The sequence below is a fragment of the Sorangium sp. So ce321 genome (assembly GCF_051530195.1).
Taxonomy (GTDB): domain Bacteria; phylum Myxococcota_A; class Polyangia; order Polyangiales; family Polyangiaceae; genus Sorangium.
Genome location: NZ_CP150329.1, coordinates 12,263,603 through 12,288,871 on the forward strand (window position 1 = coordinate 12,263,603; position 25,269 = coordinate 12,288,871).

General features: G+C 69.6%; 21 protein-coding genes. 18 read left to right on the forward strand and 3 right to left on the reverse strand.

Going from position 1 to position 25,269, the window contains the following annotated elements:
* Positions 1 to 75: 75 nt before the first annotated feature.
* A complete protein-coding gene (locus tag WME89_RS45475) occupies positions 76 to 2,091 on the reverse strand; it encodes a SpoIVB peptidase S55 domain-containing protein (protein ID WP_438005795.1) in 2,016 nt (671 codons plus the stop codon).
* Positions 2,092 to 2,231: 140 nt separating this feature from the next.
* On the opposite strand from WME89_RS45475, the gene WME89_RS45480 reads away from it, so the two are divergent.
* From WME89_RS45480 to WME89_RS45560, 17 genes are all read left to right on the forward strand, one after another.
* On the forward strand, positions 2,232 to 2,474 hold the full coding sequence (locus tag WME89_RS45480) for a hypothetical protein (protein ID WP_438005796.1): 243 nt from the start codon (positions 2,232 to 2,234) through the stop codon (positions 2,472 to 2,474).
* Between the two features lie 11 nt (positions 2,475 to 2,485).
* Positions 2,486 to 3,475, forward strand: a complete 990-nt coding sequence (locus WME89_RS45485) for an aldo/keto reductase (protein WP_438005797.1) — start codon at positions 2,486 to 2,488, stop codon at positions 3,473 to 3,475.
* Positions 3,472 to 4,257 (forward strand): phytanoyl-CoA dioxygenase family protein, encoded by a 786-nt coding sequence (locus WME89_RS45490; RefSeq protein WP_438005798.1) that lies wholly within the window; start codon positions 3,472 to 3,474, stop codon positions 4,255 to 4,257. Before WME89_RS45485 ends, WME89_RS45490 begins: the two co-directional genes overlap by 4 nt.
* A 573-nt stretch (positions 4,258 to 4,830) precedes the next feature.
* Complete coding sequence (locus WME89_RS45495; RefSeq protein WP_438005799.1) at positions 4,831 to 5,259, forward strand: cytochrome c3 family protein; 429 nt, start codon at positions 4,831 to 4,833, stop codon at positions 5,257 to 5,259.
* Positions 5,256 to 8,261: a TAT-variant-translocated molybdopterin oxidoreductase gene (locus WME89_RS45500; protein WP_438005800.1), complete on the forward strand. Its 3,006-nt coding sequence runs from the start codon at positions 5,256 to 5,258 to the stop codon at positions 8,259 to 8,261. Before WME89_RS45495 ends, WME89_RS45500 begins: the two co-directional genes overlap by 4 nt.
* Positions 8,258 to 9,691 (forward strand): NrfD/PsrC family molybdoenzyme membrane anchor subunit, encoded by a 1,434-nt coding sequence (nrfD, locus tag WME89_RS45505; protein WP_438005801.1) that lies wholly within the window; start codon positions 8,258 to 8,260, stop codon positions 9,689 to 9,691. Before WME89_RS45500 ends, nrfD begins: the two co-directional genes overlap by 4 nt.
* Complete coding sequence (locus WME89_RS45510; RefSeq protein ID WP_438005802.1) at positions 9,681 to 10,511, forward strand: DUF3341 domain-containing protein; 831 nt, start codon at positions 9,681 to 9,683, stop codon at positions 10,509 to 10,511. The genes nrfD and WME89_RS45510 overlap by 11 nt, the downstream gene beginning before the upstream one ends.
* Positions 10,508 to 11,113: a c-type cytochrome gene (locus WME89_RS45515; RefSeq protein ID WP_438005803.1), complete on the forward strand. Its 606-nt coding sequence runs from the start codon at positions 10,508 to 10,510 to the stop codon at positions 11,111 to 11,113. Before WME89_RS45510 ends, WME89_RS45515 begins: the two co-directional genes overlap by 4 nt.
* Positions 11,110 to 12,315, forward strand: a complete 1,206-nt coding sequence (locus tag WME89_RS45520; protein WP_437621085.1) for a hypothetical protein — start codon at positions 11,110 to 11,112, stop codon at positions 12,313 to 12,315. The genes WME89_RS45515 and WME89_RS45520 overlap by 4 nt, the downstream gene beginning before the upstream one ends.
* A gap of 10 nt (positions 12,316 to 12,325) precedes the next feature.
* Positions 12,326 to 13,042: a hypothetical protein gene (locus tag WME89_RS45525; RefSeq protein WP_438005804.1), complete on the forward strand. Its 717-nt coding sequence runs from the start codon at positions 12,326 to 12,328 to the stop codon at positions 13,040 to 13,042.
* Positions 13,042 to 13,884 carry an SCO family protein gene (locus tag WME89_RS45530; protein WP_438005805.1) on the forward strand — a complete coding sequence of 281 codons (843 nt, stop codon included), beginning with the start codon at positions 13,042 to 13,044 and terminating at the stop codon, positions 13,882 to 13,884. Before WME89_RS45525 ends, WME89_RS45530 begins: the two co-directional genes overlap by 1 nt.
* Positions 13,885 to 13,909: 25 nt before the next feature.
* Complete coding sequence (gene coxB, locus WME89_RS45535) at positions 13,910 to 14,860, forward strand: cytochrome c oxidase subunit II (RefSeq protein ID WP_438005806.1); 951 nt, start codon at positions 13,910 to 13,912, stop codon at positions 14,858 to 14,860.
* 19 nt (positions 14,861 to 14,879) lie between these two features.
* Positions 14,880 to 16,517 carry a cytochrome c oxidase subunit I gene (gene ctaD / locus WME89_RS45540; RefSeq protein WP_438005807.1) on the forward strand — a complete coding sequence of 546 codons (1,638 nt, stop codon included), beginning with the start codon at positions 14,880 to 14,882 and terminating at the stop codon, positions 16,515 to 16,517.
* The gene (locus tag WME89_RS45545) at positions 16,514 to 17,200 is read left to right on the forward strand and encodes a cytochrome c oxidase subunit 3 family protein (protein WP_438005808.1); all 687 of its coding nucleotides are present in this window, start codon (positions 16,514 to 16,516) and stop codon (positions 17,198 to 17,200) included. The genes ctaD and WME89_RS45545 overlap by 4 nt, the downstream gene beginning before the upstream one ends.
* Before the next feature lie 15 nt (positions 17,201 to 17,215).
* Positions 17,216 to 17,704 carry a cytochrome C oxidase subunit IV family protein gene (locus tag WME89_RS45550; protein WP_438005809.1) on the forward strand — a complete coding sequence of 163 codons (489 nt, stop codon included), beginning with the start codon at positions 17,216 to 17,218 and terminating at the stop codon, positions 17,702 to 17,704.
* 247 nt (positions 17,705 to 17,951) lie between these two features.
* Complete coding sequence (locus WME89_RS45555; RefSeq protein WP_438005810.1) at positions 17,952 to 19,373, forward strand: ATP-binding protein; 1,422 nt, start codon at positions 17,952 to 17,954, stop codon at positions 19,371 to 19,373.
* A 7-nt stretch (positions 19,374 to 19,380) separates the two neighbouring features.
* On the forward strand, positions 19,381 to 19,932 hold the full coding sequence (locus WME89_RS45560; RefSeq protein ID WP_438005811.1) for a response regulator transcription factor: 552 nt from the start codon (positions 19,381 to 19,383) through the stop codon (positions 19,930 to 19,932).
* A 47-nt stretch (positions 19,933 to 19,979) separates the two neighbouring features.
* Here the strand turns inward: WME89_RS45560 and WME89_RS45565 are convergent, their stop codons facing one another.
* Positions 19,980 to 21,176 (reverse strand): trans-sulfuration enzyme family protein, encoded by a 1,197-nt coding sequence (locus WME89_RS45565; protein ID WP_438005812.1) that lies wholly within the window; start codon positions 21,174 to 21,176, stop codon positions 19,980 to 19,982.
* Between the two features lie 85 nt (positions 21,177 to 21,261).
* Here WME89_RS45565 and WME89_RS45570 point away from each other — a divergent pair, with 85 nt between their 5' ends.
* Positions 21,262 to 22,929 carry a nitrite/sulfite reductase gene (locus WME89_RS45570; RefSeq protein WP_438005813.1) on the forward strand — a complete coding sequence of 556 codons (1,668 nt, stop codon included), beginning with the start codon at positions 21,262 to 21,264 and terminating at the stop codon, positions 22,927 to 22,929.
* A gap of 221 nt (positions 22,930 to 23,150) precedes the next feature.
* Here the strand turns inward: WME89_RS45570 and WME89_RS45575 are convergent, their stop codons facing one another.
* On the reverse strand, positions 23,151 to 25,268 hold the full coding sequence (locus tag WME89_RS45575; protein WP_438005814.1) for an ATP-dependent helicase: 2,118 nt from the start codon (positions 25,266 to 25,268) through the stop codon (positions 23,151 to 23,153).
* Position 25,269 lies beyond the last annotated feature (1 nt).

Consider the following 25,269-nt stretch of genomic DNA (forward strand, 5'->3'; position numbering starts at 1 on the left):
GAGCTCATGGGATCGCAGGGAATCTCGGGGAGAAGAGGGTCAGGGCGGAGGGGAGAGGCGGCGAGCCGGCGCGGCTCAGCGGAGGATAGGCCGGACCGTGACGCTCACGGTGTCTTTCCCGACCAGGAAGCGCTTGAGGGAGACAGGCACCTGCACCTGCGCGCCGAAGGCCTCGGGCGCGTCGGACGCGGAGCTCGGGCGCAGCGTGTCCATCGCGCCGGGCGGGAGCCGCGAGGCGACCTTGCCGCGGTACGCGGCCCCGTTCTCCCGGAGCTTGAACGTCGCGACGACGCTCTCCGGGTCGTGGCTCTGATCCGGGAGCATCGCCACGAGCTCCGCGACGTTGTTCGGCGTCGCCATCGGGCGCTCCACCTCGTAGCCGGGCGAGAGATCGATGTCCACCTGGCTGCCGGCGAGCTCGCGCGGCACCGGCACCTCGATGACGCGCGACTCGACCGGGCCCTGGTGGGGCTGGAGGTCCAGCCGGATCCGCGCGGGCGCGCCCGCGTCGATCTCCGGCTCGAGCACCTTGGCGCCGCGCAGCAGGACGACCTCGCGGTCGAAGGTGACCTTCACGCGGGTGTCGACGCGCTCGATCGAGACGTCCTCCCACGGGTTGTTGAGGAGCGAGCCCATCGCCCGGACGACCCGGCTGCGGACGAAGTCGTCGGCGCTGAGCGGGGTGCCGTTGCCGGCGCCGAAGTCGACGAGGGAGATGGTGCCGTAGCGCCCGATCTTCAGCTGGCTCACCGCCCGCCAGGTCATGTCGCGCCGCTCGGACGTCGTCGCCTCGACGGCGTTGCCGATCGCCATCGACACGAAGGAAGGCGCCAGGAACTGATCGTGCGCGACCTCGACGTTCCACGTCGGGTGCGGCGCGCCCTCGACGCCGTCGATCTGGATGCGCATCGGGAAGACCGGCGCCTTCGCCGCGCTGTCGACCACGATCGCGGCCTGCCGATCGTTGACCAGCGTGCCGACCGACCGGACCGCCTCGCCGATCTTGAAGCTCCGGTTCTGGCTCGCGAGGATCCAGTGGACCCGGGCGATCGCGGTGGGGAGGTTGGTCACGCCGCCGTTCATCATCGGGTGACCGAAGGCGACCAGCTTGTCGCCCGACACCCGCGTGACCGTGCCGATGCCCATCGCGGAGATGTCGCCGCGCACGAGCTCGACGCCTATCGCCCCGCCGTCGACGTACTTCGTCGGCGCGCCCGGCTCCGGGCTCATGGACGAGCCGCCGCCGGCCTGCATCGGATCGAGCCCCATGGGGCCGAGCAGGTCGCTCGCGATGCGCAGCGACGTCCCCCCGAGCCCGCCGAGCATCACCGGCGTCGAGGCGCGCGCGAGCCCCGTCGACTCGGGCGGGGCGAGCGTCGGCGCCACGCGCGCGGCGATCTGCCGGGCGTGGCCGGCGAGGTCGTAGGCGTCGACCGCCCCCAGGAAGCCGCGGCCCCCGCGCAGCCGGGCCGGCGCGGCGGCGCGCGGCGGCGCGCTGCCGACGCTGGCCACCGGGGCGGGCAGCGGACCGCGGCCCCGCGGGGCGATCGCTGGCGGCAGCGGGCGCGCGAGCTCGTCGAGCATCGACTTGATCGGGGTGACGCCGGCGATCGCCTCCGCGCCGAAGAGCCAGCCGTACGCGTAGGCGCCGATCATCTTGCCGTTCACGTAGATCGGGCTGCCGCTCATCCCCGCCACGGTGCGGGCGACCTCGAGGCGCGGGTGCTGGGTCTTGATGAGGATGAGGTCCTGGTTCGGGCGGAAATTGCGGAGGGTCGAGATGACCTCGACATCGAACTTCTCGGGCGTGGTGCCGGAGAAGACGGTCAGGCCGTATCCCTTCATCCCCGGCTTCACCTCGGAGACCGGCATCGTATCGGGCGGGGTGGAGAGCGCCTGAGCCGTGCCGAGGCCGACAGCGATGCTGCACGCGGCGCCGACGAGCAGGCTCATCGGGATGAGGCGCCCCTCGCGCTCGACGAGGGCGCGGGCAGCGCCCGCGATCGCCCTCCCGCAGCGGCCCGCGAGCGGGGCGGCGCGCGCGGAGAGGAAGGAACCCGGACGAAAACACGGTGATTCGCGCAGAGGCACGGGCCCAGCTTAGCCCGGATTTGGTAGCGGGACAGAGCCGGGGCGCCTCGATGGTGGCGCGGCGCGGGAGAGGTCGCCGCGCTCCCCAGGGTCGCAGATTTCCAGCGGCGGGGCGCGCTGGTGACGCTAGGCTTCGCGCCGTGAAGGATCTCGTGGTGACCGCGACGCTCATTCTGGCGTTCGCCACCTGGGTGACCGTCCACGTCGCGCTGGCGGCGCGGCTGGTGCTCCGGAGCCAGCCCCGCTGGCGCGGGCTCATCGCGCTGGTGGTGCCGCCGCTCGCGCCGATGTACGGCTTCCGGCAGGGGTGGCGGCGGATGAGCACCCTGTGGCTGGTGTGGCTCATTGTGTACGTGCTCGCGCTCCTCGTCGCGCGCGCATGATGGAGCGCGGCGTGGCCTCTGACGTGAAGGACGTGAAGGCTGGAATGGCCGCGAAGCGGCGCCCGGGCGCGCCGCCCGGCATCATCGTCGGCACGATGAACTTCGGCGGTCGCACGCCGCCCGAGGAGGCCGAGCGCATCGTCGATCGCGCGCTCGAGCGGGGGATCACCGCGTTCGACACGGCCAACCTCTACGCGGACGGCGCGTCCGAGCGGATCCTCGGCCGGGCGCTCCGGGGCCGCCGGGCCGAGGTGCAGATCGCCACCAAGGTCGGCCTGCGCCGGAGCCGCGGCAAGTCCGAGGGCCTCGGGCGCCAGCAGGTGATCCGCGCCCTCGAAGAGAGCCTCGAGCGCCTCGGCACCGACCACGTCGATGTCTACTACCTCCACGCGCCGGATCCGGAGACGCCCGTGGACGAGACGCTCTCGGCGATCGACGCGCTGCTCGAGCAGGGGAAGATCCTGCGCTACGGGGTCAGCAACCACGCCTCGTGGCAGATCCTGGAGATCATCGCGCGCCGGGACGCCGGCGAGAGGGCGCGGCCCGCGGTGTCTCAGGTGCTCTACAACGCGCTGATCCGCCAGCTCGACGTCGAGTACGCCGCGTTCGCGCGGCGGTATTCGGTGCCCACCGCGGTGTACAACCCGCTCGCCGGCGGGCTCCTCGCCGGGCGGCACGCGGGGCCGGAGGCGCCGCAGGCGGGCTCGCGCTTCGAGGGCAACCGCCTCTACCAGCGCCGGTACTGGAGCGGGCGCATGTTCGAGCTCGCGGCCAGCTACGCGGCCGTCGCGGCGGACGAGGGGATGAGCCTGCTCGAGCTGTCGTATGCCTGGCTCGCGGGGCGGGCCGTGGTCGACTCCATCCTCGTCGGCCCCGTGCGGGCGGAGCACCTCGACGCCGCCGCGGACGCGACCCAGCGGGCGCTGTCGCCCGAGGCCGCGCGGCGCATGGATGCGCTCTACCGCGACCACCTCGGCACGGACGCGAGCTACGCGCGGTGACGGACTTCCTGCTTCCCGGGGCCACGGAGCTCGACCTCGCGGGCCCCCTCGCCGACTACGCCGCCCGCGGCCACGCGCGGCTCGGCCGCGTGATGAGCGACGCCGGGCTCGCGGCGCTCCGCGCGCGCTCCGACGACCTGATGCTCGGGCGCGTGACGTACCCCGGCCTCTTCTTCCAGCACGACGCCGGGTCGGGCCGCTACGAGGACCTGCCGTACGGCAAGGGCTACCAGGGGCCGAGCACGTCGTACCGCAAGCTCGAGAAACTCGAGAAAGACCCGCTGTTCCTCGCCTGGATCGAGAACCCGCTCTTCGAGCGGATCGCGCGGTCGGTCATCGAGGGGGAGATCGCCATCTACCGCGCCGTGCTCTTCAACAAGGCCGCTTCCGGAGGGACGCCGCTGCCCTGGCACCAGGACGGAGGCAGCTACTGGGGCCTGGATCGCGATCCCGAGCTGCAGATCTGGACGGCGCTCGACGACGCCCCCCTGGACGGCGGCTGCGTGGAGGTGCTCGAGGGCAGCCACCTGGCCGGGCTCGCGACGCCGCTCGGCGGGGTCGTCCCGCGCGAGCGCGTGCGCGCCGAAGGCGCCGACGCCCGCAAGGTCGCGCTGCCGGCGCGCGCGGGCGAGGCGCTGCTGATCCACAACTACCTCTGGCACTGCTCCGCCGTGAACCAGAGCGGCCGGCCGCGGCGCGCGATCACCATCTGTTACATGAGCAGGGCGACCCGCTGCCTCCGGAAGAAAAGGGCGCCGCGCGCGTTCACCCCGGTGTTCTGAGCGCGCGCCGGGAGAGGCACCCACGGCGGTGTCGCCGGCCACCGTCTCCGGCGATCCCCAGGCCCGCCCCCACCCTGCATTTCGACGATTTTTCGCCACGGTGACGGCGCTGTATCGCCCGCGCACCGTAAGGATGAACCCCGGCGCCCGCGGCAATCTGCCGCGGCAGGCGGCGATCTGCCGCGCCGCCGGGCCACTGCCCTCCCCCGCGGCAATCTGCCGCGGTCACGCGGCACTTTGCCGTCTTGTCGCACCCCGCCACTAGGCCATAACTGGGCCCGCGCGTCGCTCCGACGCTACACAAACCCTATGGCTCGGTTCCTGTTCCCACGATGGGCCAACAAAGTGGTCCCGCTGGGGCTCCTCTTCGGAGTTCTGCCCCTCGGTGCCGCTGTGGTCGGCGGATTCTGGTACTACGGTACCAACAAACATATCGAGGTCGGGTATCAACCGGAACAACCGGTTGACTACTCACACAAGCTGCACGCCGGCGACCTCGGAATTGACTGCCGGTACTGCCACAACACCGTGGAGGTATCTGCCTTTGCCGCCGTTCCACCGACCGAGACGTGCATGAACTGTCACGCCAAGGTGCGGAGGGACAGCGAGAAGCTTCTGCTCGTGCAGGAGAGCTGGGCGAACGATGAACCCATCCCCTGGGTGCGCGTCCACAACCTGCCCGACTACGCCTATTTCGACCACTCAGCCCATCTGGCTGCAGGGGTCGGGTGCGTGAGCTGCCACGGCCGCGTCGACCAGATGCCCAAGGTCCGACAGGTCGCGCCGCTCTCGATGGGATGGTGTCTGGACTGCCACCGCAATCCGGGTCCCCACCTCCGCAATCCCGCCGACGTCACCAAGATGGATATGGCGCCCTCGACGGCCGTCATGGCGGCCGGGGTCCCCCCGAACCCGGAACCTTATCAAGATCGCGTGCCAGCGGTCACTACCTCCGGGCGTCAGGTGCAGGCGCCGCTCCACTGCTCGGGGTGCCACCGATGAAACGAACTCCTCTCCCCCTCGCCCAGGACCTCTCTGGAAAGACCTACTGGCGCAGCCTCAACGAGCTCGCCGGCTCGCCCGACTTCATCGACGCGCTCGGGCGCGAGTTCCCTCCGGGCGCGATCGAGCCGCCGGCGGACGGGGACGGCGTCGGTCGGCGCACGTTCCTCTCCCTCATGGGCGCGTCGCTCGCGCTCGGCGGCCTCGTCGGCTGCCGCCGGCCCGTCGAGCAGATCCTGCCGTACTCGCGCGCGCCGGAGGAGGTGATCCCCGGCCAGCCGCTCTTCTTCGCGACGGCGCTGCCGATGATGGGCACGGCGTTCGGCGTCATCGTCGAGAGCCACGAGGGGCGGCCCACCAAGATCGAGGGCAACCCGAAGCACCCCGAGAGCCTCGGCGCGACCACCATCTACACCCAGGCCGCGGTCCTCGACCTCTACGATCCGGATCGCAGCACCTCGCCGCGCGAAGGGGCGAACGCGAAGTCCTGGGACGACGCGGCGACGTTCCTGCGCGCCGAGGGCGACAAGCTCCGCGGCCGCGGCGGCAAGGGCCTCACGATCCTGACCGAGGCGCACCGGTCGCCCACGCTGGCCGCGCGCCTCGCCGACCTCCGCAAGACGCTGCCGGAGGCGCGCGTCGTCCGGTATGAGCCGTTCTCGCGCGACGCCGCCCGAGAGGGCGCGCGGCTCGCGTTCGGCAGGCCGCTCGAGACAGCGCTCGACCTGACCAAGGCGCGCGTGATCGTCGCGCTCGACGCCGACCTGTTCGGCACCGACGGCAGCCCGGTCAAGCAGGCGCGCGGGTTCGCCGCGGGCCGCGCGGTCGACAAGGACCCGAAGGCGATGAACCGCCTCTACGCCGTCGAGAGCACCTTCACGATCACCGGCGCCTCGTCGGATCACCGGCTCCGCATCCAGAGCCGCAAGATCCCCGCCTTCACGTTCGCGCTCGCCGCCGAGCTCGGCAAGCGCGGGGTCGCGCTCGACGCCGACCTGCTCAAGGCGATCGAGGGCAAGTCGGGCGGGCTCGACGCCAAGGCGACCCGGTATGTCGCGGCCATCGCCGCCGACCTCGCGGCCAATCGCGGGCAGGGCGCGGTCGTCGCCGGGCGCTCGCAGCCGAAGGAGGTCCACGCGCTCGCGCACCTCATCAACGCCGCGCTCGACAACATCGGCAAGGCGGTCCGGCTCGTGGCGCCCTTCGACGAGTCGCGCGAGGGCCCCGAGGCGATCGTCGAGCTCGCGCGGTCCATCGAGCGCAACGAGGTCGAGACGCTGCTCATCCTGGGCGGCAACCCGGCCTTCGACGCGCCCGCCGACGCGCGCTTCGCCGACGCGCTCGCCAAGGTGCCCGTCAGCGTGCACGTCTCGACGCACGTCGACGAGACGAGCGAGCGCTCCCGCTGGCACCTGAACCGCGCCCACCCGCTGGAGTCGTGGGGCGACGTCCGGGCGGAGGACGGGACGGCCAGCATCGTGCAGCCGCTCATCGCCCCGCTGTTCGGCGGCAGGACGGACGCCGAGGTCATCGAGCTCCTGCTCGGCGGCTCGCGGACCGCTTACGACCTGGTGCGGGCGACCTGGCTGACGGCCGAGGGCGCGAAGCGCACCGAGCAGGACCTGCGCCGCGCGCTGCACGACGGCGTCCTGGCGGGGAGCGAGCTCGCGGACGAGCAGGTCGCCGCCGCGCCGCAGGGCGCGGTCGAGGCGCTGCGCGCGTTCGCCCCGGCCGCGGCCGAGGGCCTCGAGGTGACCTTCCGGCCCGACGTGCACGCGTGGGACGGGCGGTTCGCGAACAACGGGTGGCTCCAGGAGCTGCCCCACCCGATGACCAAGCTCACCTGGGGCAACGGCGCGAGCCTCTCGCCGTCGACGGCGGCGCGGCTCAACGTCAAGGACGGCGACGTCGTGACGCTGTCGGGCGGCGGCGCCTCGGTCCGGATCCCCGTCGTCGTCGCGCCGGGGCAGGCGGACGACTCGGTGGCGATCAGCGTCGGCCAGGGGCGGCGCGCGCAGCTCCGCGTCGGGCGCGGCGTGGGCGTCGACACGACCCCGCTCCGGAAGAGCGACGCCTTCGAGCTCTCCGGCGGCTTCTCGCTCGAGAGGGCCGGCGAGGTGGCGGCGCTCGCGCGCACCCAGGAGCACTTCGTCATGGAGGGCCGCCCGCTCGCGCGGGAGGGGACGCTCGCCGAGCTCCAGAGCGACCCGGCGTTCGCCCAGAAGCAGGTCCACGTGCCGCCGCTCCTCAGCCTGTTCAAGGAGCCGAACCGCAGGCAGGGGCACGCCTGGGGCATGAGCATCGACCTCAACGCGTGCATCGGCTGCAACGCGTGCGTGGTCGCCTGCCAGGCCGAGAACAACATCCCGGTCGTGGGCGCCGACGGCGTGCGCGAGACCCGCGAGATGCACTGGCTCCGCATCGACCGCTACTACCAGGGCACGGACCCGAACGAGCCCGAGAGCATCCAGCAGCCGCTCCCCTGCCAGCACTGCGAGAACGCGCCGTGCGAGCAGGTCTGCCCGGTCGCCGCCACGGCGCACAGCCCCGAGGGGCTGAACGACATGGCGTACAACCGGTGCGTCGGCACGAAGTACTGCGCCAACAACTGCCCGTACAAGGTCCGTCGCTTCAACTTCTTCGAATACGGCCGGCCGGACTCCGAGCAGCGGAAGATGCAGTTCAACCCCAACGTCACCGTCCGGTCGCGGGGCGTCATGGAGAAGTGCACCTTCTGCGTGCAGCGGATCAACCACGCCAAGATCGAGGCCAAGAGAGAGGGACGGGAGCACGTCAAGGACGGTGAGATCGTGACCGCGTGCCAGGGCGCCTGCCCGACGCGCGCCATCATCTTCGGCGACCTCAACGACCAGCAGAGCCAGGTCTCCGTGACGTCCGCGAGCTCGCGCGGCTACCGGCTGCTCGACGAGATCAACACCAAGCCGCGGGTCACCTACCTCGCGAAGATCCGCAACAAGAACCCGGAGCTCGCCGACGCATGAGCGCCACCGCACCCCTCCAGGTCGACCATCCCCGGCTCTCGGAGCGCGCTGCCCTCTTGGACGAGGCGCCGCTCGTGCAGGGGAAGGACGACTTCCGTTCTCTCACCGACAAGATCTCGGGCATCGTGCTCAGCAAGCCGCCCTCGGGGTGGTTCATCCTGCTGTGCCTTGCCATCAGCATCCTGCTCATCCTCGGCGGCTCGCTGGTCCACCTCGTCGGGACCGGTATCGGCATCTGGGGGCTGAACACCACGGTCAACTGGGCGTGGGACATCACCGGCTTCGTGTTCTGGGTCGGTATCGGCCACGCCGGCACGCTCATCAGCGCCATCCTCTTCCTCTTCCGCCAGAAGTGGAGGACGAGCATCAACCGCGCGGCGGAGGCGATGACGATCTTCGCCGTCGCGTGCGCCGCCATCTACCCGGTGGCCCACCTCGGCCGGATCTGGTTCGCCCACTGGCTGTTCCCGATCCCGAACCAGATGAGCATCTGGCCGAACTTCAAGAGCCCGCTGCTCTGGGACGTGTTCGCCGTCTCGACGTACGCGACGGTCTCGGCCCTCTTCTGGTTCATCGGGCTCATCCCCGACCTCGCCACGCTCCGCGACCGGGCCACGACCCGGACCAAGCAGATCGTCTTCGGGATCTTCAGCCTCGGGTGGCGCGGCTCGCACCGCCACTGGCTGCACTACGAGAAGGCGTACCTCATCTTCGCCGGGCTCTCGACGCCGCTCGTGCTCAGCGTGCACACGATCGTGTCGTTCGACTTCGCCGTCTCGATCGTCCCCGGCTGGCACACCACCATCTTCCCGCCGTACTTCGTCGCTGGCGCCATCTTCAGCGGGTTCGCGATGGTCGTCACGCTGATGGTGTTCGCGCGCAAGGCGTTCGGCCTCGAGGGGCTCATCACCATCCGGCACCTCGAGAACATGAACAAGGTGATCGTCGCGACGGGCACCATGGTCGGCTACGCGTACGCGATGGAGCTCTTCATCGCCTGGTACAGCGGCAACGGCTATGAGCGCTTCGCCTTCGCGAACCGCATCATGGGCCCGTACGCCTGGGCGTACTGGACCATGGTGAGCTGCAACGTGATCTTCCCGCAGCTCTTCTGGTTCAAGCGGGTGCGCACCAGCATCCCGGCGATGTTCGTGATCTCGATCCTGGTCAACATCGGGATGTGGTTCGAGCGCTTCGTCATCATCGTGACGAGCCTCCACCGGGACTTCCTCCCCTCCAGCTGGACCTACTTCCGCCCGACCATCTGGGACATCTCGACGTTCTTCGGCTCGTTCGGCCTCTTCTTCACCCTCTTCCTGCTGTTCGTTCGCTACCTCCCGATGGTCGCGATCAGCGAGGTGAAGGGGATCACGGCGGCCGCCGATCCGCACGGCTCGCACAGCAAAGAGGAGGCTCACCATGCAGCGTGACAGCGACCCTCCGAGCGACAAGGACCGCTCCGAGGAGCACGGCTCGGCCGAGGCGGAGCGCGGGCACCACAAACCCGTTCACGTCCCGGAGCCCGACACCCGCGACCGAGAGCCCGACCTCGAGCCGCAGGGCTACGTGCCCGAGAACCCGACCGAGGCCGACTACGCGAACGCGCCCCACCCCCACGACGACCAGGGGCACGGCGGGCTGGCCGCGCTCGCGATCGAGCGCCGCGTGGAGCACCGGCTCGCGGAGGCCAAGGTGGAAGCCCGGCTCGAAGCGGAAGGCGATTCGCCGACGTTCGCGCTCATGGGCTACTTCACGAGCCCGGCGGATATCTACCACGCGTGCGAGGCGCTCCGGGACGCCGGGTACAGCCGCTTCGACGCGCACACGCCGTTCCCCGTGCACGGGCTGGAGAAGGCGATGGGGCTCAAGCCGTCGCCCATGCCGTGGCTCGTGCTCGTGGGCGGCATCACGGGGCTCGTCAGCGCCATCCTGCTCGCCTGGTACACGCAGCTGTACGACTACCCGCTCATCATCAGCGGCAAGCCGTCCTTCTCGTACCAGGCGTTCATCCCGATCTTCTTCGAGCTCACCGTCCTCTTCGCGGCGCTCACGTGCTTCTTCGGGCTCTTCGTGATCTCGCGCCTGCCGTCCTTCTTCCACCCCACCATGACTCACCCCAATTTCCCGCGGGCGACCGACGACGCCTTCTTCATCAGCGTCGAGGTGACCGACCCGAAGTTCGATGCCGCGGAGACGCGCAACCTCCTCCAGCGCGTGGGCGCGCAGGGCATCAGGGAGGTCTACTCGTGAAACGCTGGTGTATTCCCCTCCTCGTCGTCCTGGCGGGCTGCCGCGGACAGGCGAGCAGCGATCCGCCGATCCACGTCTTCGGGGACATGGACTGGCAGCCGAAGTTCCAGCCCGAGGAGGGCAGCCGGCTGTTCCCCGACGGCCGGGCCATGCGGCCGCTCGTGCAGGGCACGGTCGCCCAGGGGTCGCTCGACGAGAGCGAGGCCTACCGGACCGGCAAGGAAGGCGAGACGTTCCTGGCCCAGGCGCCCGTGACCGTCGACGAGACGGTGATCCGGCGCGGCCAGGATCGCTTCAACATCTACTGCGCGCCCTGTCACGACCAGAGCGGGAGCGGGCAGGGCATGGTCGTGAAGCGCGGGTACCCGCCGCCCATCGACCTCGCGTCCGATCGGGCGCGGGGCCTGCCGGACGGCGAGATCTTCAACGTCATCACGAACGGCGTGCGGAACATGCCTTCTTATCGGAAGCAGATCCCGGTCCGGGACCGGTGGGCGATCGTCACGTGGGTGCGCGTGCTGCAGCAGAGCCAGCACGGGCGCATCGACGACGTCCCGGAGGCTCAGCGGGGCAACATCGCGAAGGAGAGCGGAACTCCATGAAGTCCCACGGAAGTGCTCTGGCCGAGGACACGAAGGTCCTCGATAAGGCGGTCGCGAAGCGGCTCGTCTCGAGGGGCATGGTGCTCGCCATCGTCGGCGTGGTGCTCTCGGCGGCAGCGGCGGTCACCGACACGAAGCGTTTTGCGTTCTCGTACCTCACCGGCTTCACCTGGCTCGCGACGATCGGGCTCGGCGCGCTGTTCTTCGTGATCATCCAGCACCTGACGCGCGCGCGCTGGTCGGCGGCCGCGCGCCGCCACATGGAGTGGATGAGCGGCGTCCTGCCCGCGTGTGTCGTGCTGTTCCTGCCGATCGCGGTGCTCGCCCACGACATCTACCATCACTGGATGGGGCCCGAGGCCGCGCACGACGAGATACTCCACCAGAAGGCGCCCTACCTGAACCCGACGTTCTTCTACATCCGCGCCGCGGTGTTCCTCGCGGCGTGGGCGGGCCTGTCGGTGTGGTTCATCAAGACCTCGCGGGAGCAGGACAAGAGCGCCGACTTCAGGCCCACGGCGCGGATGCGCGCCTCCAGCGCCCCGGCCGTCATCGTCTTCGCCCTCACGCTCTCGTTCGCGGCCTTCGACTGGCTGATGAGCATCGACCCGCACTGGTACTCGACGATCTTCGGCGTCTACGTGTTCGCCGGCGCGGCGACGAGCTCCCTCTCGGCGCTCGCGCTGGTCACGATCGCGCTCCACAAGGCGGGGCTGCTGCGCAAGGTGAGCAACGTCGAGCGCCAGCACGACATCGGCAAGCTCCTCTTCGGCTTCACGATCTTCTGGGCCTACATCGCGTTCTCGCAGTTCCTGCTGATCTGGTACGCCAACATCCCGGAAGAGACGATCTTCTACCGTCACCGCTGGGAGGGCTCGTGGAAGGTCGTGAGCCTGGCCCTGCTGTTCGGGCACTTCGTCGTGCCGTTCCTCACCCTGCTGTCGCGGCACGGAAAGCGGAGCCCGCTGGTCCTCGGCGCGTCGTCGGTGCTCCTCCTCGTGATGCACTACGTCGACCTCTACTGGCTGGTCATGCCGAACGTGGATCACCACGGCGCGCACCTCAGCTGGATCGACGCCGCCGGCTTGCTCGGCCCGCTGGGCGTGGGAGCCTGGGTGCTCGCCCTTCAAGCGGCCAAGAGCCCGCTGTATCCTCTGAACGACCCTCACCTTGCCGAAGCGGCTCGGATCGACAACCCGTAAGGAGCCGGCCATGAGCGAAGCGACCGACAACACAGCGACCGATCACGAGGAGACCGAGCACGCCGAAGCGGATCGGCCGAACATCCCGCTCATCTTCGTGATCGTGATCGCCACGCTGGCGTCCCTCGTGGTGACCGTCCTGTTCGTGAACGAGGTCTTCAAGGCGACGATGGAGCGGGAGATCTCGAGCAAGGTGCTCGAGCCGCCGAACAGCACGCTGCGCGGCCTGCGGGCCATGGAGCAGGAGCGCCTCAGCCGCTACCAGTGGGCGAACGAGAAGGACGGCGTCGTCCGCATCCCGCTCGCCGAGGCCGTCCCGCTCACGCTGAAGGCCTACCAGGAGAAGCGCATCGGAATCCCCGTTCCCGGCGCGGACGCCACGACCGCGCAGGCAGCGCAGCCCACGAAGCCCGAGGACAGCAGCGCGAAGCCCGACGAGGCCTCGACGCCGAACGCCGAGAGCGGCGCGCCGCTCCAGGGACAGGACGCAGCGAAGCCTGCCGACGCCGCGAACAAGCCTGCCGACGCCGCGAAGCCTGCGGACGCGGCCAAGCCCGCCGACGCCGCCAAACCCGCCGACGCCGCCAAGCCGGCCGACGCGGCCAAGCCGGCCGACGCGGCCAAGCCCGCCGACGCCGCCAAGCCGGCCAAGCCCGCCCAGCCCGCCCAGCAGGGAGCCGTGGCGCCGAAGCCCGCCAGCCCGGCCCCCTCTGCTCCGGTGCAGTGATGTCCCGCCCGCTGTCCGCCCTGCTCGCCGTTCTCGCGCTCGTGGTGGTCACGGTCACCCCGGCGCGGAGCGCGCGGGCGGCGGACACGACCATACCGCCCGAGCTCACCGGAGTGGACATCGAGGAGCGGCCGGGAGCCATGCTCCCGCGCGAGCTCCGTCTCCGGGACCAGTCAGGGCAAGAGGTCGAGCTCGGCCGGTATGCGACGGGAGACAAGCCCCTCGTCTTGGTGCTCGGTTACTACGAGTGCCCGATGCTGTGCTCGCTGGTCCTGAACGGCGTGCTGCAGGCCATGAAGGAGAACGACTGGAGCGCGGGCAAGGAGTACCGCACCCTCGTCGTGAGCTTCGACCCGCACGACACGCCCGAAGCTGCGCGCAAGAAGCGGGCGAACTATATTGAGGCCTACGGCAGGCCGGTCACCGGCGACGGCTTCGACTTCCTTGTGGGGGACGAGGCGTCGGTGCGTACGCTCGCCAACACCGTGGGCTTCGGCTACCGATGGGACGAGACGACGAAGCAGTACGCACACGCGGCGGGCGCGTTCGTCTTCACGCCAGACGGACGCCTGTCGCGCACGCTGTACGGCATCGCTTTTCCACAGAAGAACTTCGGCCTCGCGCTGCGCGAAGCGGGCAGCGGGAAGGTGGGGAGCGCCTGGGATCGGGTGCTCCTGTTCTGTTTCCATTACGATCCCAACGCCCGTGGGTACGTCCTGGCGACGAGGCGGCTGATGATGGCATCAGGCGCCGTCACCGTCGTGCTGATCGGGCTCTGGCTCATGCGCTTCTGGCGGACTGAACGCTCCCACACGAGGGCGCGCGTAAACGAGGCTTCCTAGGATACAAGGTGGCGGAGCCACAACTATGGTGAACAAAAACCCGATCGAACTCGGCTCCTTCTGGCTGCCCCGCCAGGGCTCGACGCTCGCTGAGCGCATCGACGCCGGCTGGGACGCGGCCTACTGGGTCTCCGTCCTCTTCTTCGTCCTGGTCACCGGGGCGATCGTGCTGTTCGCCATCAAGTACCGGCGGCGCACCGAGCACGACAAGACGAGCCCCATCGACCACAGCACCACGGTCGAGGTCGTGTGGACGCTGATCCCGCTCGCCATCGTGATCGCGCTCTTCTTCGTGGGCATGCGCGGCTACGTGCACGCCTCCGTGGCGCCGGCCGAGTCCTACGAGATCAACGTCACGGGCGAGATGTACCTGTGGACGTTCACCTACCCCGACGGGACGACGACCGTGAACGAGCTCGCCGTGCCGCGGGGGCGCCCGGTGCGGCTCATCATGAGCTCGAAGGACATCCTCCACAGCTTCTTCATCCCGGAGTTCCGGGTGAAGCAGGACATCGTCCCGGGCTCGTACACGTCGCTGTGGTTCGAGGCGACGGAGACGCGCGAGACGGTGCTCCTGTGCACCGAGTACTGCGGCTCCGGCCACTCCGACATGATGGCCACCGTGAAGGTGCTGGAGCCGTCGGATTTCGAGAAATGGCTCGAGGGCAACAACAACAGCGATCTCCCGCCCGAGGAGCTCGGCAAGACGCTCTTCGCGAAGCGGAGCTGCATCACCTGCCACTCGCTCGACGGCACGCGCCTCCAGGGCCCGTCGCTCAAGGGGCTCTTCGGCCGCGAGGAGGAGCTCGCGAACGGGACCAAGGTCGTCGCGGACGAGAACTACTTCCGCGAGAGCGTGTTCAACCCGCAAGGCCAGATCGTCCGCGGCTATCCGCCGGTCATGCCGTCTTTCAAAGGGCTCCTCAAGGACAGAGAAGTGGATGCGCTCATCGCTTACCTGAAGACGGTGAAGTGAGCGCTGGGGAGAAGCAGTCATGTCGCAGACCGTAACCACCCTCGACGTCAATACGGCGCCCGACGCCGGCCACGGAACCGATTACATCCGGGCCAAGAGCGGGATCATGTCGTGGCTCACCACGGTCGATCACAAGCGGATCGGCCTGATGTACCTCGCCAGCACCTTCGTCGCGTTCCTGATGGGCGGGCTGTTCGCGCTCATCCTCCGCCTCGAGCTCCTGACGCCGAAGGCGACGATCATGAGCGCGAACGCGTACAACCAGATGTTCACGCTTCACGGCGCGGTGATGACGTTCCTGTTCATCATCCCGAGCATCCCCGGCGCCCTCGGCAACTTCCTGCTGCCGATCATGATCGGCGCGAAGGACGTGGCCTTCCCCAAGCTGAACCTCCTCAGCCTGTACCTCTACTGGATCGGCGCCCTCTTCACGCTCTCGTCGCTCCTCACGGGCGGCATCGACACCGGCTGGACGTTCTACGTGCCGTACTCGAGCACCGTGACCACGACGTCGGTCCTCAGCGTGACGTTCGGCGTCTTCATCCTCGGCTTCTCCAGCGTGCTCACGGGGCTGAACTTCATCGTCACGATGCACAAGCTCCGGGCGCCGGGGATGGGCTGGTACAAGATGCCGCTCATGCTCTGGGCGATCTACGCGACGAGCATCGTCCAGATCCTCGCGACGCCGGTCCTCGCCATCACGCTCCTCCTGCTCATCGCGGAGCGCGCCTTCCACATCGGCATCTTCGACCCGGCGCTCGGCGGCGACCCGGTGCTCTACCAGCACTTCTTCTGGTTCTACAGCCACCCGGCCGTCTACATCATGATCCTGCCGGGCATGGGCATCATCAGCGAGCTCATCGCGGTCCACGCGCGGCGCAGGGTCTTCGGCTACAAGGCGATCGCCTTCTCCAGCGTCGCCATCGCCCTGGTCGGCTTCCTCGTGTGGGGCCACCACATGTTCACCTCCGGCCAGAGCGAGTTCGCGGCGATCATCTTCTCGTTCCTGACCTTCCTCGTCGCCATCCCGAGCGGGGTGAAGGTCTTCAACTGGACCGCCACGCTGTGGCGCGGCTCGATCAGCTTCAACGCCCCGATGCTGTACGCGCTGTCGTTCCTGGTCCTCTTCTCGATCGGCGGCCTCACCGGCGTCTTCCTCGGGATGCTCAGCGTCGACCTGCACCTGCACGACACGTACTTCGTCGTCGCGCACTTCCACTACGTGATGGTGGGCGGCACCGTCATCGCCTACTTCGGCGGGCTGCACCACTGGTGGCCCAAGATCACCGGGAAGATGTACTCCGAGAGGCTCGCCGCCATCGCCTGCGCGCTCATCTTCGTCGGGTTCAACGTCACGTTCTTCTCGCAGTTCATCATGGGCAGCCGCGGGATGCCGCGGCGCTACTACAACTACCTGGACCAGTTCCAGCCGCTGCACGCCTTCTCGACCGTGGGCTCGTGGATCCTCGGCGCCGGCGTCATCGTGATGTTCATCTGCTTCGTCCGCTCGCTGCGCTCCGGCGCGCCGGCGCCGAAGAACCCCTGGGGCGGGCTCAGCCTGGAGTGGACCACCGCCTCCCCGCCCATCACCGAGAACTTCGTCCGCACCCCGATCGTGACCAAGGGCGCATACGACTTCAACACGGAGAACACATGAGCGCGCACGCCGAGGCCGTCGAGCGGCCGAACAAGGCAGGCCCGGTCCTGTCCCCCGACTTCCACGTCGCCCATCACTTCGACTCCGCGGACACGCAGTTCGACGCCGGGAGGATGGGCATCTGGCTCTTCCTGGTCACCGAGATCCTCCTCTTCGGCGGGCTGTTCTGCGCGTTCGCGGTCTTCCGGACCTGGTTCTTCGACTCCTTCGTCGAGGCCCACCACCACCTCGACAAGGTGATGGGCGGCGTCAACACGATCGTGCTCATCTGTTCCAGCCTCACGATGGCGCTCGCCGTGCGGTCGGCGCAGAAGAGCGACAAGAAGAAGACCACCGCGCTCCTGGCGGTGACGCTCCTCTGCGCCGCCATCTTCCTCGTCGTGAAGTACTTCGAGTACCAGCACAAGTTCCACGACGGCCTCCTGCCCGGGAAGTACTTCACCGCCGAGGGCTTCACGACGGCCCACGCGGGGACCTTCTTCGCCATCTACTTCATGATGACCGGCATCCACGGCCTGCACGTCGTCATCGGGATGGGGCTCATCACGTGGATCCTCCTCCGCAACCAGCGCGGCGAGTTCTCGAGCCGCTACTACTCGCCGGTCGAAGGGGTGGGGCTGTACTGGCACCTCGTCGACCTCATCTGGATCTATCTCTTCCCCCTCCTCTACCTGGTGGGCTGAGGCTCAGAGGACAGCATGTCGACAGAAGCAGAAATCATCGGCGCGCATGACCATGTGCAGCATGGCCACGGCGCAGACCACGTGCCGCACGTGCTGCCGCTCAAGGTCTACATCGCCACGTGGCTCGTGCTCCTCGTGCTCACGGTCGTGACCGTGGGGGCGAGCTACGTCGACCTCGGCGCGGCCAACCTCGCCATCGCGATCCTCATCGCGACGGTGAAGGCGGGCGTCGTGGCCCTCATCTTCATGCACCTCAAGTGGGACCATAAGTTCCACCTGCTGATCTTCCTGTCGTCGCTCATCTTCCTGGCGATCTTCATCGGCTTCACCATGTTCGACACGAACAACCGCGGCCGAGCCGAGCAGATCGAGGCCGAGCGGCCCGCGGACTTGAAGGCGCCGTTCGACGGCAAGCGCGCCGTCGACAACTGGGTGGTGAAGCGGCCGCACAAGGTGGCCCCGCCGCCCACGCAGGTCCACCAGGGGACCGAAGGCGCCCACTGACCGGTCGCGGGGGCCGAACGCCCCCGCCACAGCGGCTGGACGTAATTTAGCTAACAATTCAAGGTCGCCGGCATCAGAAAATTCTCCCCTGCCGGTTCGCTGGTGTGGGCCGGGACGCACCTCGCGCGTGCTCGCGGCTTTCGTGCGCGGTACAAGGGAGCGGAACAAGGCGACGTCGGAAGGTTGCTCCGGGGCTGAACCCCGGGCACCTCGAACGCGCCCTGGAACGCCCCCTGTCCGCGCGCGGATGCAATCCTCCTTCCAGTCATGGTCGCTTGACGCGGGTCCTCCCGACCCCACCAAGAGCGGCGCCCCGCCGGCGGCGCGGCGCCGCCTCGCGGTGCTGCTTTCCGGGCCGAAGCCCCCGTCGTGGGAGACCGCCGATCGGTGGCTCATCCAGCTGCGCTGGGTGGCGATCGCGGGCATGGTCGCGACGACGGTCGCGAGCCGGAAGCTCGTGCCGGACCTCAGGCTCGGGCCGCTCATCCTCGGCATCGCCGCGATCACGCTGGCCAACGTCGCGTGGACGTTCTGGGTGCGGCACGTGCGTCAGCGGGCCGGGGGCGAGCCGTCGGCGCGCGAGCCCGCGCAGGACCTCGCGCGCGCCCAGCTCGTGGGCGACGTGATCGCGAGCGCGTGGATGCTCTGGTTCTCGGGCGGGCTGGAGAACCCGTTCGCCGTCTTCCTCGCGTTCCACATCGCCCTCTCCGGCCTGCTCTGCCCGCGGCGCACGACGGTGCTCGTGGGCCTCTTGACGCTGGCCGCGATCGGCGTGCTCACGCACGCGGCGCCGCTGCCGCTCGGCTCCGCGCCGCTCGGCAGCGACCGCATCCGGCAGCTCGGCGACCTCGTGTCGCTCACGTCGCTGACGCTGTTCCTCGGCTTCTTCGTCATCGTCTACGCGCACCGGCTCGAGGAGCTCCGCCAGCAGAGCCAGCGCAACGAGCGGCTGGCGATGCTCGGGCGCATGGTCGGCGGCATGTCGCACGAGCTCAGCACGCCGCTCGCGACGATCCTCCTCGCGAGCAAGGACCTCGTCGACGTGGCGCGCGAGACGGGCTCGGAGGACGCGGCGCGCATGGCCGAGACGGTGGCCGGCGAGGCGCGCCGGGCGAGCGACATCATCAGCTTGATGCGCGGCCAGATCCGGCTCGACCAGCGCCTGGAGCCGATGGAGCTCACCCGCTACGTGCGCGATCTCGCGAAGGTCGAGCTCGCGCGCCTCGGCTACCGGGGCGAGCTCGCGTTCGACACGCCGCGGCCCGTGCAGGCGAACGTGCTCCGGCCGGCGCTCCGCCAGGTGCTCGTCAACCTGCTCGCCAACGCCGCCGAGGCGACGGCGGAAGCGGCCGAGCAGCGGATCGAGGTGGGCGTCGTCGAGCGCGGCGAGGTCTGCGAGATCGCTGTCTCCGACAGCGGACCGGGGTTGAGCCCCGAGATCGCCGGGCGGCTCGGGGAGCCCTTCCAGACGACGAAGATGTCGCAGGGCGGGATGGGGCTCGGGCTCTACATCAGCTCGATGATGGCCTCCCGCATGGGCGCGGTGCTGCGCATGGAGAGCGTCGAGACCGGCGGGGCGAAGGCGACCTTGCGCCTCCGCCTCGACGGGACCACGGGCCCCACGGACGCGGAGCTCCCCGCCGCGCTGAAGCGCGCCGGGGCCGCCTGAGGTGAAGATGACGCGACGGATCGAGACTGCGCTCCTCGTGGACGACGACGACGCGTTCCGCACGACCCTGCAGGGCGCGCTGCGCCGCCGCGGCGTCGTGGCGAGGACGGCGGCGACGATCGACGAGGGGCTCGTGGCGCTCGAGTACGAGCCGGTCGACCTCGTGGTGATCGACTACCGCATGCCGCGCGGCGACGGGCTGAGCGCGCTCGCCCAGTACCGCAAGCTGCAGCCCGACGCGGCGATCGTGATGCTGACCGGGTTCGGGGACATCCCGCTCGCGGTGGCGGCGATGCGCGAGGGCGCCGACACGCTGCTCAGCAAGCCCGTCGACGCGGACAAGCTGCTGCGCGAGGCCGCGAGCCTCCGCGAGCGGCAGAGGCCCCCGCCCTCGGGGTCGCCGACGCCGCCGCCGGGGAGCCTGAAGCTGGACGACCTCGAGCGCGAGGCGATCCGCGCCGCGCTCAAGGAGTCGGGCGGCGTGGTGGCCACCGCGGCGAAGCTGCTCGGGATCGACCGGCGGACGCTGCAGCGGAAGCTGCGGAAGATCGGGAGCTAGGGCGCGCCGAGGAGCGCGCCCCTGACGGCCGTCCGGGGGCTCGGGGGCTAGGACTTGCCGAGCGCGTCGAGCGCGCCGAGGACGTCCTTCACGACGTCCTCCGTCTCCTCCACGCCCACCGCGAGGCGGATCAGCGCGGGGGAGATGCCGATGGCCGCGAGCTGCTCGTCGCTCAGCTCGTGGAAGCTCATGATGCACGGCTGCTCGATCAGCGTCTCGACGCCGCCGAAGCTCGGGGCGATCGCGGCGATGCGCGTGCCGTCGACGACGCGCGCCGCCGCCTCGCGCCCGCCGCGAACGATGAAGCTCACGACGCCGCCGAACCCGCGCATCTGCGCGGCCGCGACCCGGTGATCCGGGTGCGACGGGAGCCCCGGGTAGAACACCCGCTCCACGGCCGGGTGCGCCTCGAGCGCGCGCGCCATCGCGAGCCCGGTCACGTTCTGCCGCTCGACGCGGAGCGCGAGCGTCTTGATCCCGCGGCCGATCAGCGCGGCGGCGTGCGGATCGATGACGCCGCCGAGGACGCTCCGCATGTCGCGCACCAGCGAGATCAGCGCGCTCGATCCGGAGACCGCGCCCCCGAGGACGTCGTTGTGGCCGGACAGGTACTTGCTCGCGCTGTGGACCACGAGGTCGATGCCGCGCCCGATCGGGTCCGAGTTGCACGGGGTCGCGAACGTGGCGTCGACGATCGTCTTGACCCGCGCCGCCTTGCAGATCTCGGCGAACCGGGACAGGTCGATGCAGTGCAGGTACGGGTTCGTCGGCGACTCGCTCAGCGCGAAGCGGGTGCGCGGCTTGATGGCCGCCTCGAGCTGGTCGAAAGCGCCCGGATCGATCAGCGTGTGCTCGACGCCGAGCCGAGCGAGCACGTTGATCACGAACTGCCGCGTGCGGCGGTAGACGTCGCGGAACAGGATCACGTGGTCGCCCGCCTTGAGGAGCGCGAACGCCGTGGTCGTCACCGCCGCCATCCCGCTCGCGAAGAGCACGGCGTCCTCGGCGCGATCGAGCGCCGCGACGCGCTGCTCCACCTCGCGCACCGTGGGGTTGCCGTAGCGGCCGTACTCCTGGCGCTCCGGATCGTCGTCGCCCCCGGCGAAGTAGCGCTCGAGATCCGCCGTGTCCGCAAACGTGTAGGTCGCTGTCTGCGCGACCGCGGGCGCGAGGGTGTGGGACGGACGCTGGCGGAGTACGCCAGCATGCACAGCATCGGTCGAGTTCGGCAGGTCGATCTTCATGGCGCAGGTGGGCCAGGGACCTCGGTCACCGGCCTTAATAATTGTCGCACTTGACGCGTCGGAAATATAGGGAATAGCATCGGGCATGTCGCAACCAGTCGAGCGCCTTGCGGCGGCCATCGACGAGCACGCCGAGAACGTCGCCAAGTTCAAACGTGGTGAGCTGACCCCCGACCAGTTCCGCCCCATGCGGCTGGCCATGGGCGTCTACGCGCAGCTCGCGCACGTGAAGCACATGCAGCGCATCAAGATTCCCGGAGGGCAGCTCACGGCTACTCAGCTTGAAGCCCTCGCGGAAGTCACGGAGCGGTGGGGGCGCGGGCTAGCGCACGTCACGACCCGCCAGGACATCCAGCTGCACTATCTGGAGATCGAGGAGACCATCGACCTGCAGCGCGTGCTCGCGCGCGCTGGGGTGACGACGGTCGGCGCGTGCGCGGACACGCTCCGCAATATCACCTCGTCCCACCTCGCGGGCGTGGTCGAGGACGAGGTGTTCGACGTGACGCCCTACGCGCACGCGCTCACGGACCACTTCCTCTTCCACGAGCACAACCGTCGCCTGCCGCGGAAGTTCAAGATCGGCCTGTCGGGCAGCGCGCGCGACCACGCGCAGATCATGATCAACGACATCGGCCTGCTGGCCAAGGTCGGCGATCTCGGCCAGGGCTTTGCGGTCTACGTGGCCGGCGGGCTCGGCTCGACGCCAGAGATCGCGCACCTCTGGCGGGAGTTCATCCCGGTGTCCGACCTGCTGCCCTTGTGCGAGGCGGTCGTGAGCGTGTTCCACCGGGACGGCGAGCGGAAGAACCGCAAGAAGGCGCGGCTCAAGTTCCTGCTGCGCAAGATCGGCGAGGCCGAGTTCCTGCGCCGGCTCGACGAGGAGTTCGACCGCATCAAGGCGGCGCGGGGCGACGCGCTCGCAGCCGAGATCGCGCAGCGCGTGTCCGAGTACCGGGAGAGCGATCCGCCCCCGCTCTCGCCCTCGAGGGACACGCTCGGCGACGGCGCGTTCGCGCGCTGGAAGCGGACCAACACGATCCCGCAGAGGCAGCCCGGCTACCGGGTGGCGACGGTCAAGCTGCCGCTCGGCGACATCACGAGCGAGCAGCTCAAGAGCCTGGCGGACATCTCGCGGCGCTACAGCAACGGCGAGGTGCGGGCGACGAACACCCAGAACTTCGTGCTGCGCTGGGTGCCGGAGGGGCAGCTCCTCGGCCTGCACCGCGAGCTCTCGCAGATCGGGCTCGCCGAGGCGGACGCCGGGCACATCACCGACGTGGTGGCCTGCCCCGGCGGCGACTATTGCACGCTCGCGATCACGAAGAGCATGCAGGTCGGGGCGCGCATCCGGGAGCACCTGGTGCCGAACGGCAGCCGCCAGGAGGCCGACGACTTCGTGAGCTCCCTCGGCGAGTTCGACATCAAGATCTCGGGGTGCCCGAACTCGTGCGGGCAGCACCACGTCGCCGACATCGGGATGACGGGGCTGATGGTGAAGGGCAAGGACGGCGTCGAGCGCCCGCACTACTCGCTCCGAGTCGGCGGCGGCTGCGGCCCGAACGCCCGCATCGGCGAGCGCCTCGACGGCCGAATCCCCGAGGAAGAGACGCCCAAGGTGATCGCGACCATCGCGCGGTACTACGTGGCCGAACGCGCCGAGGGCGAGAGCTTCCGCGACTTCGTCGCCCGCAAGGGCGCGCCGGAGATCACCCGAATCGGCTTCGCCGCCGCTGAAGGCGCCGCCATCTGATCTTCCGCCCTTCTTCCTGACGCCTCCGCAACAACGCAAAAGAAGACCGCCAGGACGCCAGCAGGAGCCTCTCCTCTGGCGTCTGGCCTACCGTTGCCGAGCGGGGCTCACCCGCACAGGAGACGGGCCCAGATCGGCGTTTTCGGCGCGCAGGCGCACTCCTGTGCGCTGAGCACCGAAAACGTCGAGGTGGGCCCGTATCCGAAGCGGGTGCGCCCCGCTCAGGATCGGCGGCGCGGGATGAGAGGGGGCTCGCCGGCAAACGGGTTCATCGCCAGCGCGGCCAGCACGCTCGCGGCGCCCGCCTTGACCTTCTCCATCCCCGGAGCGACAGGCGCGAGCTCCTCGCGCTCGTCGATGAGCTCGGGGGGGATGTCGAGCAGGAACCGGCTCGGCGTCCTCGGCACCATCTTGCCGCGCGACCCACGGTGCTTCGCCCGCGTGAGATAAAGCCGATCGCGGGCCCGCGTGACCGCGACGTAGAAGAGCCGCCGCTCCTCCTCGATGCTGTGCCCGCCCGCTTCACCCCCCTCGCCGCTGATGGGGGCAGCATCCGTGGCGCGCTCGTCGAGGCTGCGCTGGTGGGGCATCAGCCCCTCCTCGAGGCCGATCACGAAGACGTAAGGGAACTCGAGCCCCTTCGCGCCGTGCATCGTGGTGAGCGTCACGCGGTCGGTCGCCTCCTCTTCCTCGGAGTCCTGCCGCAGCGCGAGCAGCCGCAGGAACTCGGCGAAGCTCGCGCGATCCCCCTTCCCCTTCTCGTCGCGGCGCGCGAAGACGTTGATCAGACCCTCAAGGTTGCCCCAGCGGCGCGCCGCGGCGTTGTTCGTCGAGGAGCCGGCCGTGATGTCCTCCTTGAAGCCGGCGTCGGCGAGGAGCCCGCGGGCGACCTCCGCGGACGGCTCGCCGCGCTCGAACCGCGCGCGCGTGCCCTCGACGATCCGGAGCAGCTGGCGGCACCCCTCGATCGCGGCGGCGTTCAGCTCGTGGATCGCGTGCGGCCGCGAGACCGCCGTCCAGAGCGACGCGTCATGCGCCGTCGCGTAGGCGCTGAGCTTGGAGACCGCGACGTCGCCGATGCCGCGCGCCGGGTAGTTCAGGATGCGCCGCAGCGACATCTCGTCGTTCGGGTTGAGCGCGACGCGAAGGTAGGCGATGAGGTCCTTCACCTCCTTGCGCTCGAAGAACTGCTGTCCGCCGATCATCCGGATCGGGATCTGCCGCTCCTTGAGGGCCGACTCGATCGCGGCCGCCTGGAGGTTCGAGCGGTAGAGCACGGCGATGTCCTTCGGCCGCGCGGCCTCGCGCTCGAGGAGGCGCTGCGCCTCCGTGGCCACGAAGCTCGCCTCGACGTCGGGATCGGCGCAGATGATCGAGCGCACCTTGTCGCCCTCCATGCGCGTGGCGATGAGCGACTTCTTGTGCCTGCGGCCGCCGGACTTCGCGAGCACCGCGTTGGCGACGTCGAGGATCGGCTTGCGAGAGCGGTAGTTGTGCTCGAGCTTGACGACCTTCGCGCCCGAGAAGTGCTCCTCGAAATCGAGGATGTTGCGCACGTCGGCGCCGCGCCATGCGTAGATCGACTGGTCGTCGTCGCCGACGACGACCACGTTGCGGTGCTCGCCGCAGAGCAGGCGCAAGAGCTCCAGCTGCGCGCGGTTCGTGTCCTGGTACTCGTCGACGATCACGAAGCGGTAGCGCATCCGCCAGCGCTCGAGGACGTCGGCGCGCGCCTGCCAGAGGCGCACCACCTCGCAGATGAGGTCGTCGAAGTCGAAGGCCTGGAACGAGCGCAGCGCCGCCATGTAGCGCGGGTAGACGAGCATCGAGATCTCGTCGTAGTCGTCGATGCCCTTGCCCTGCCGCTGCGCCTCGGCCCACGACTCGGCGTCGAGGAACGCGTTCTTGGCGTTCGAGATGCGCGAGAGGATCGCGCCGACGTCGTAGCTCTTGCCGGCGCGCAGCTCGCGGAGGATCTCGCGGATGACGCCCAGCGCGTCGGACTGGTCGAAGATGGCGAAGGAGCCGCCGCGCAGGCCGAGCGCGCGCGTCTCCGCGCCGAGCACGTCGAGGCCGAAGCGGTGGAAGGTGCAGACCTTGAGCTCTTTCGCGACCTTGGAGCCGACGAGCTTGCCGACGCGCTCGTGCATCTCGGCGGCGGCCTTGTTGGTGAAGGTCATCGCCAGCATAGAGCGCGCCGGGACGCCGCGCTCGAGCAGGCGGGCAATGCGCGTGGTCACCACGCGCGTCTTGCCTGACCCGGCGCCCGCGAGCACCAGCATTGGCCCGAGCTCGTGCTCGACGGCCGCACGTTGAGACGGGTTCAATAGGCTCGTCACG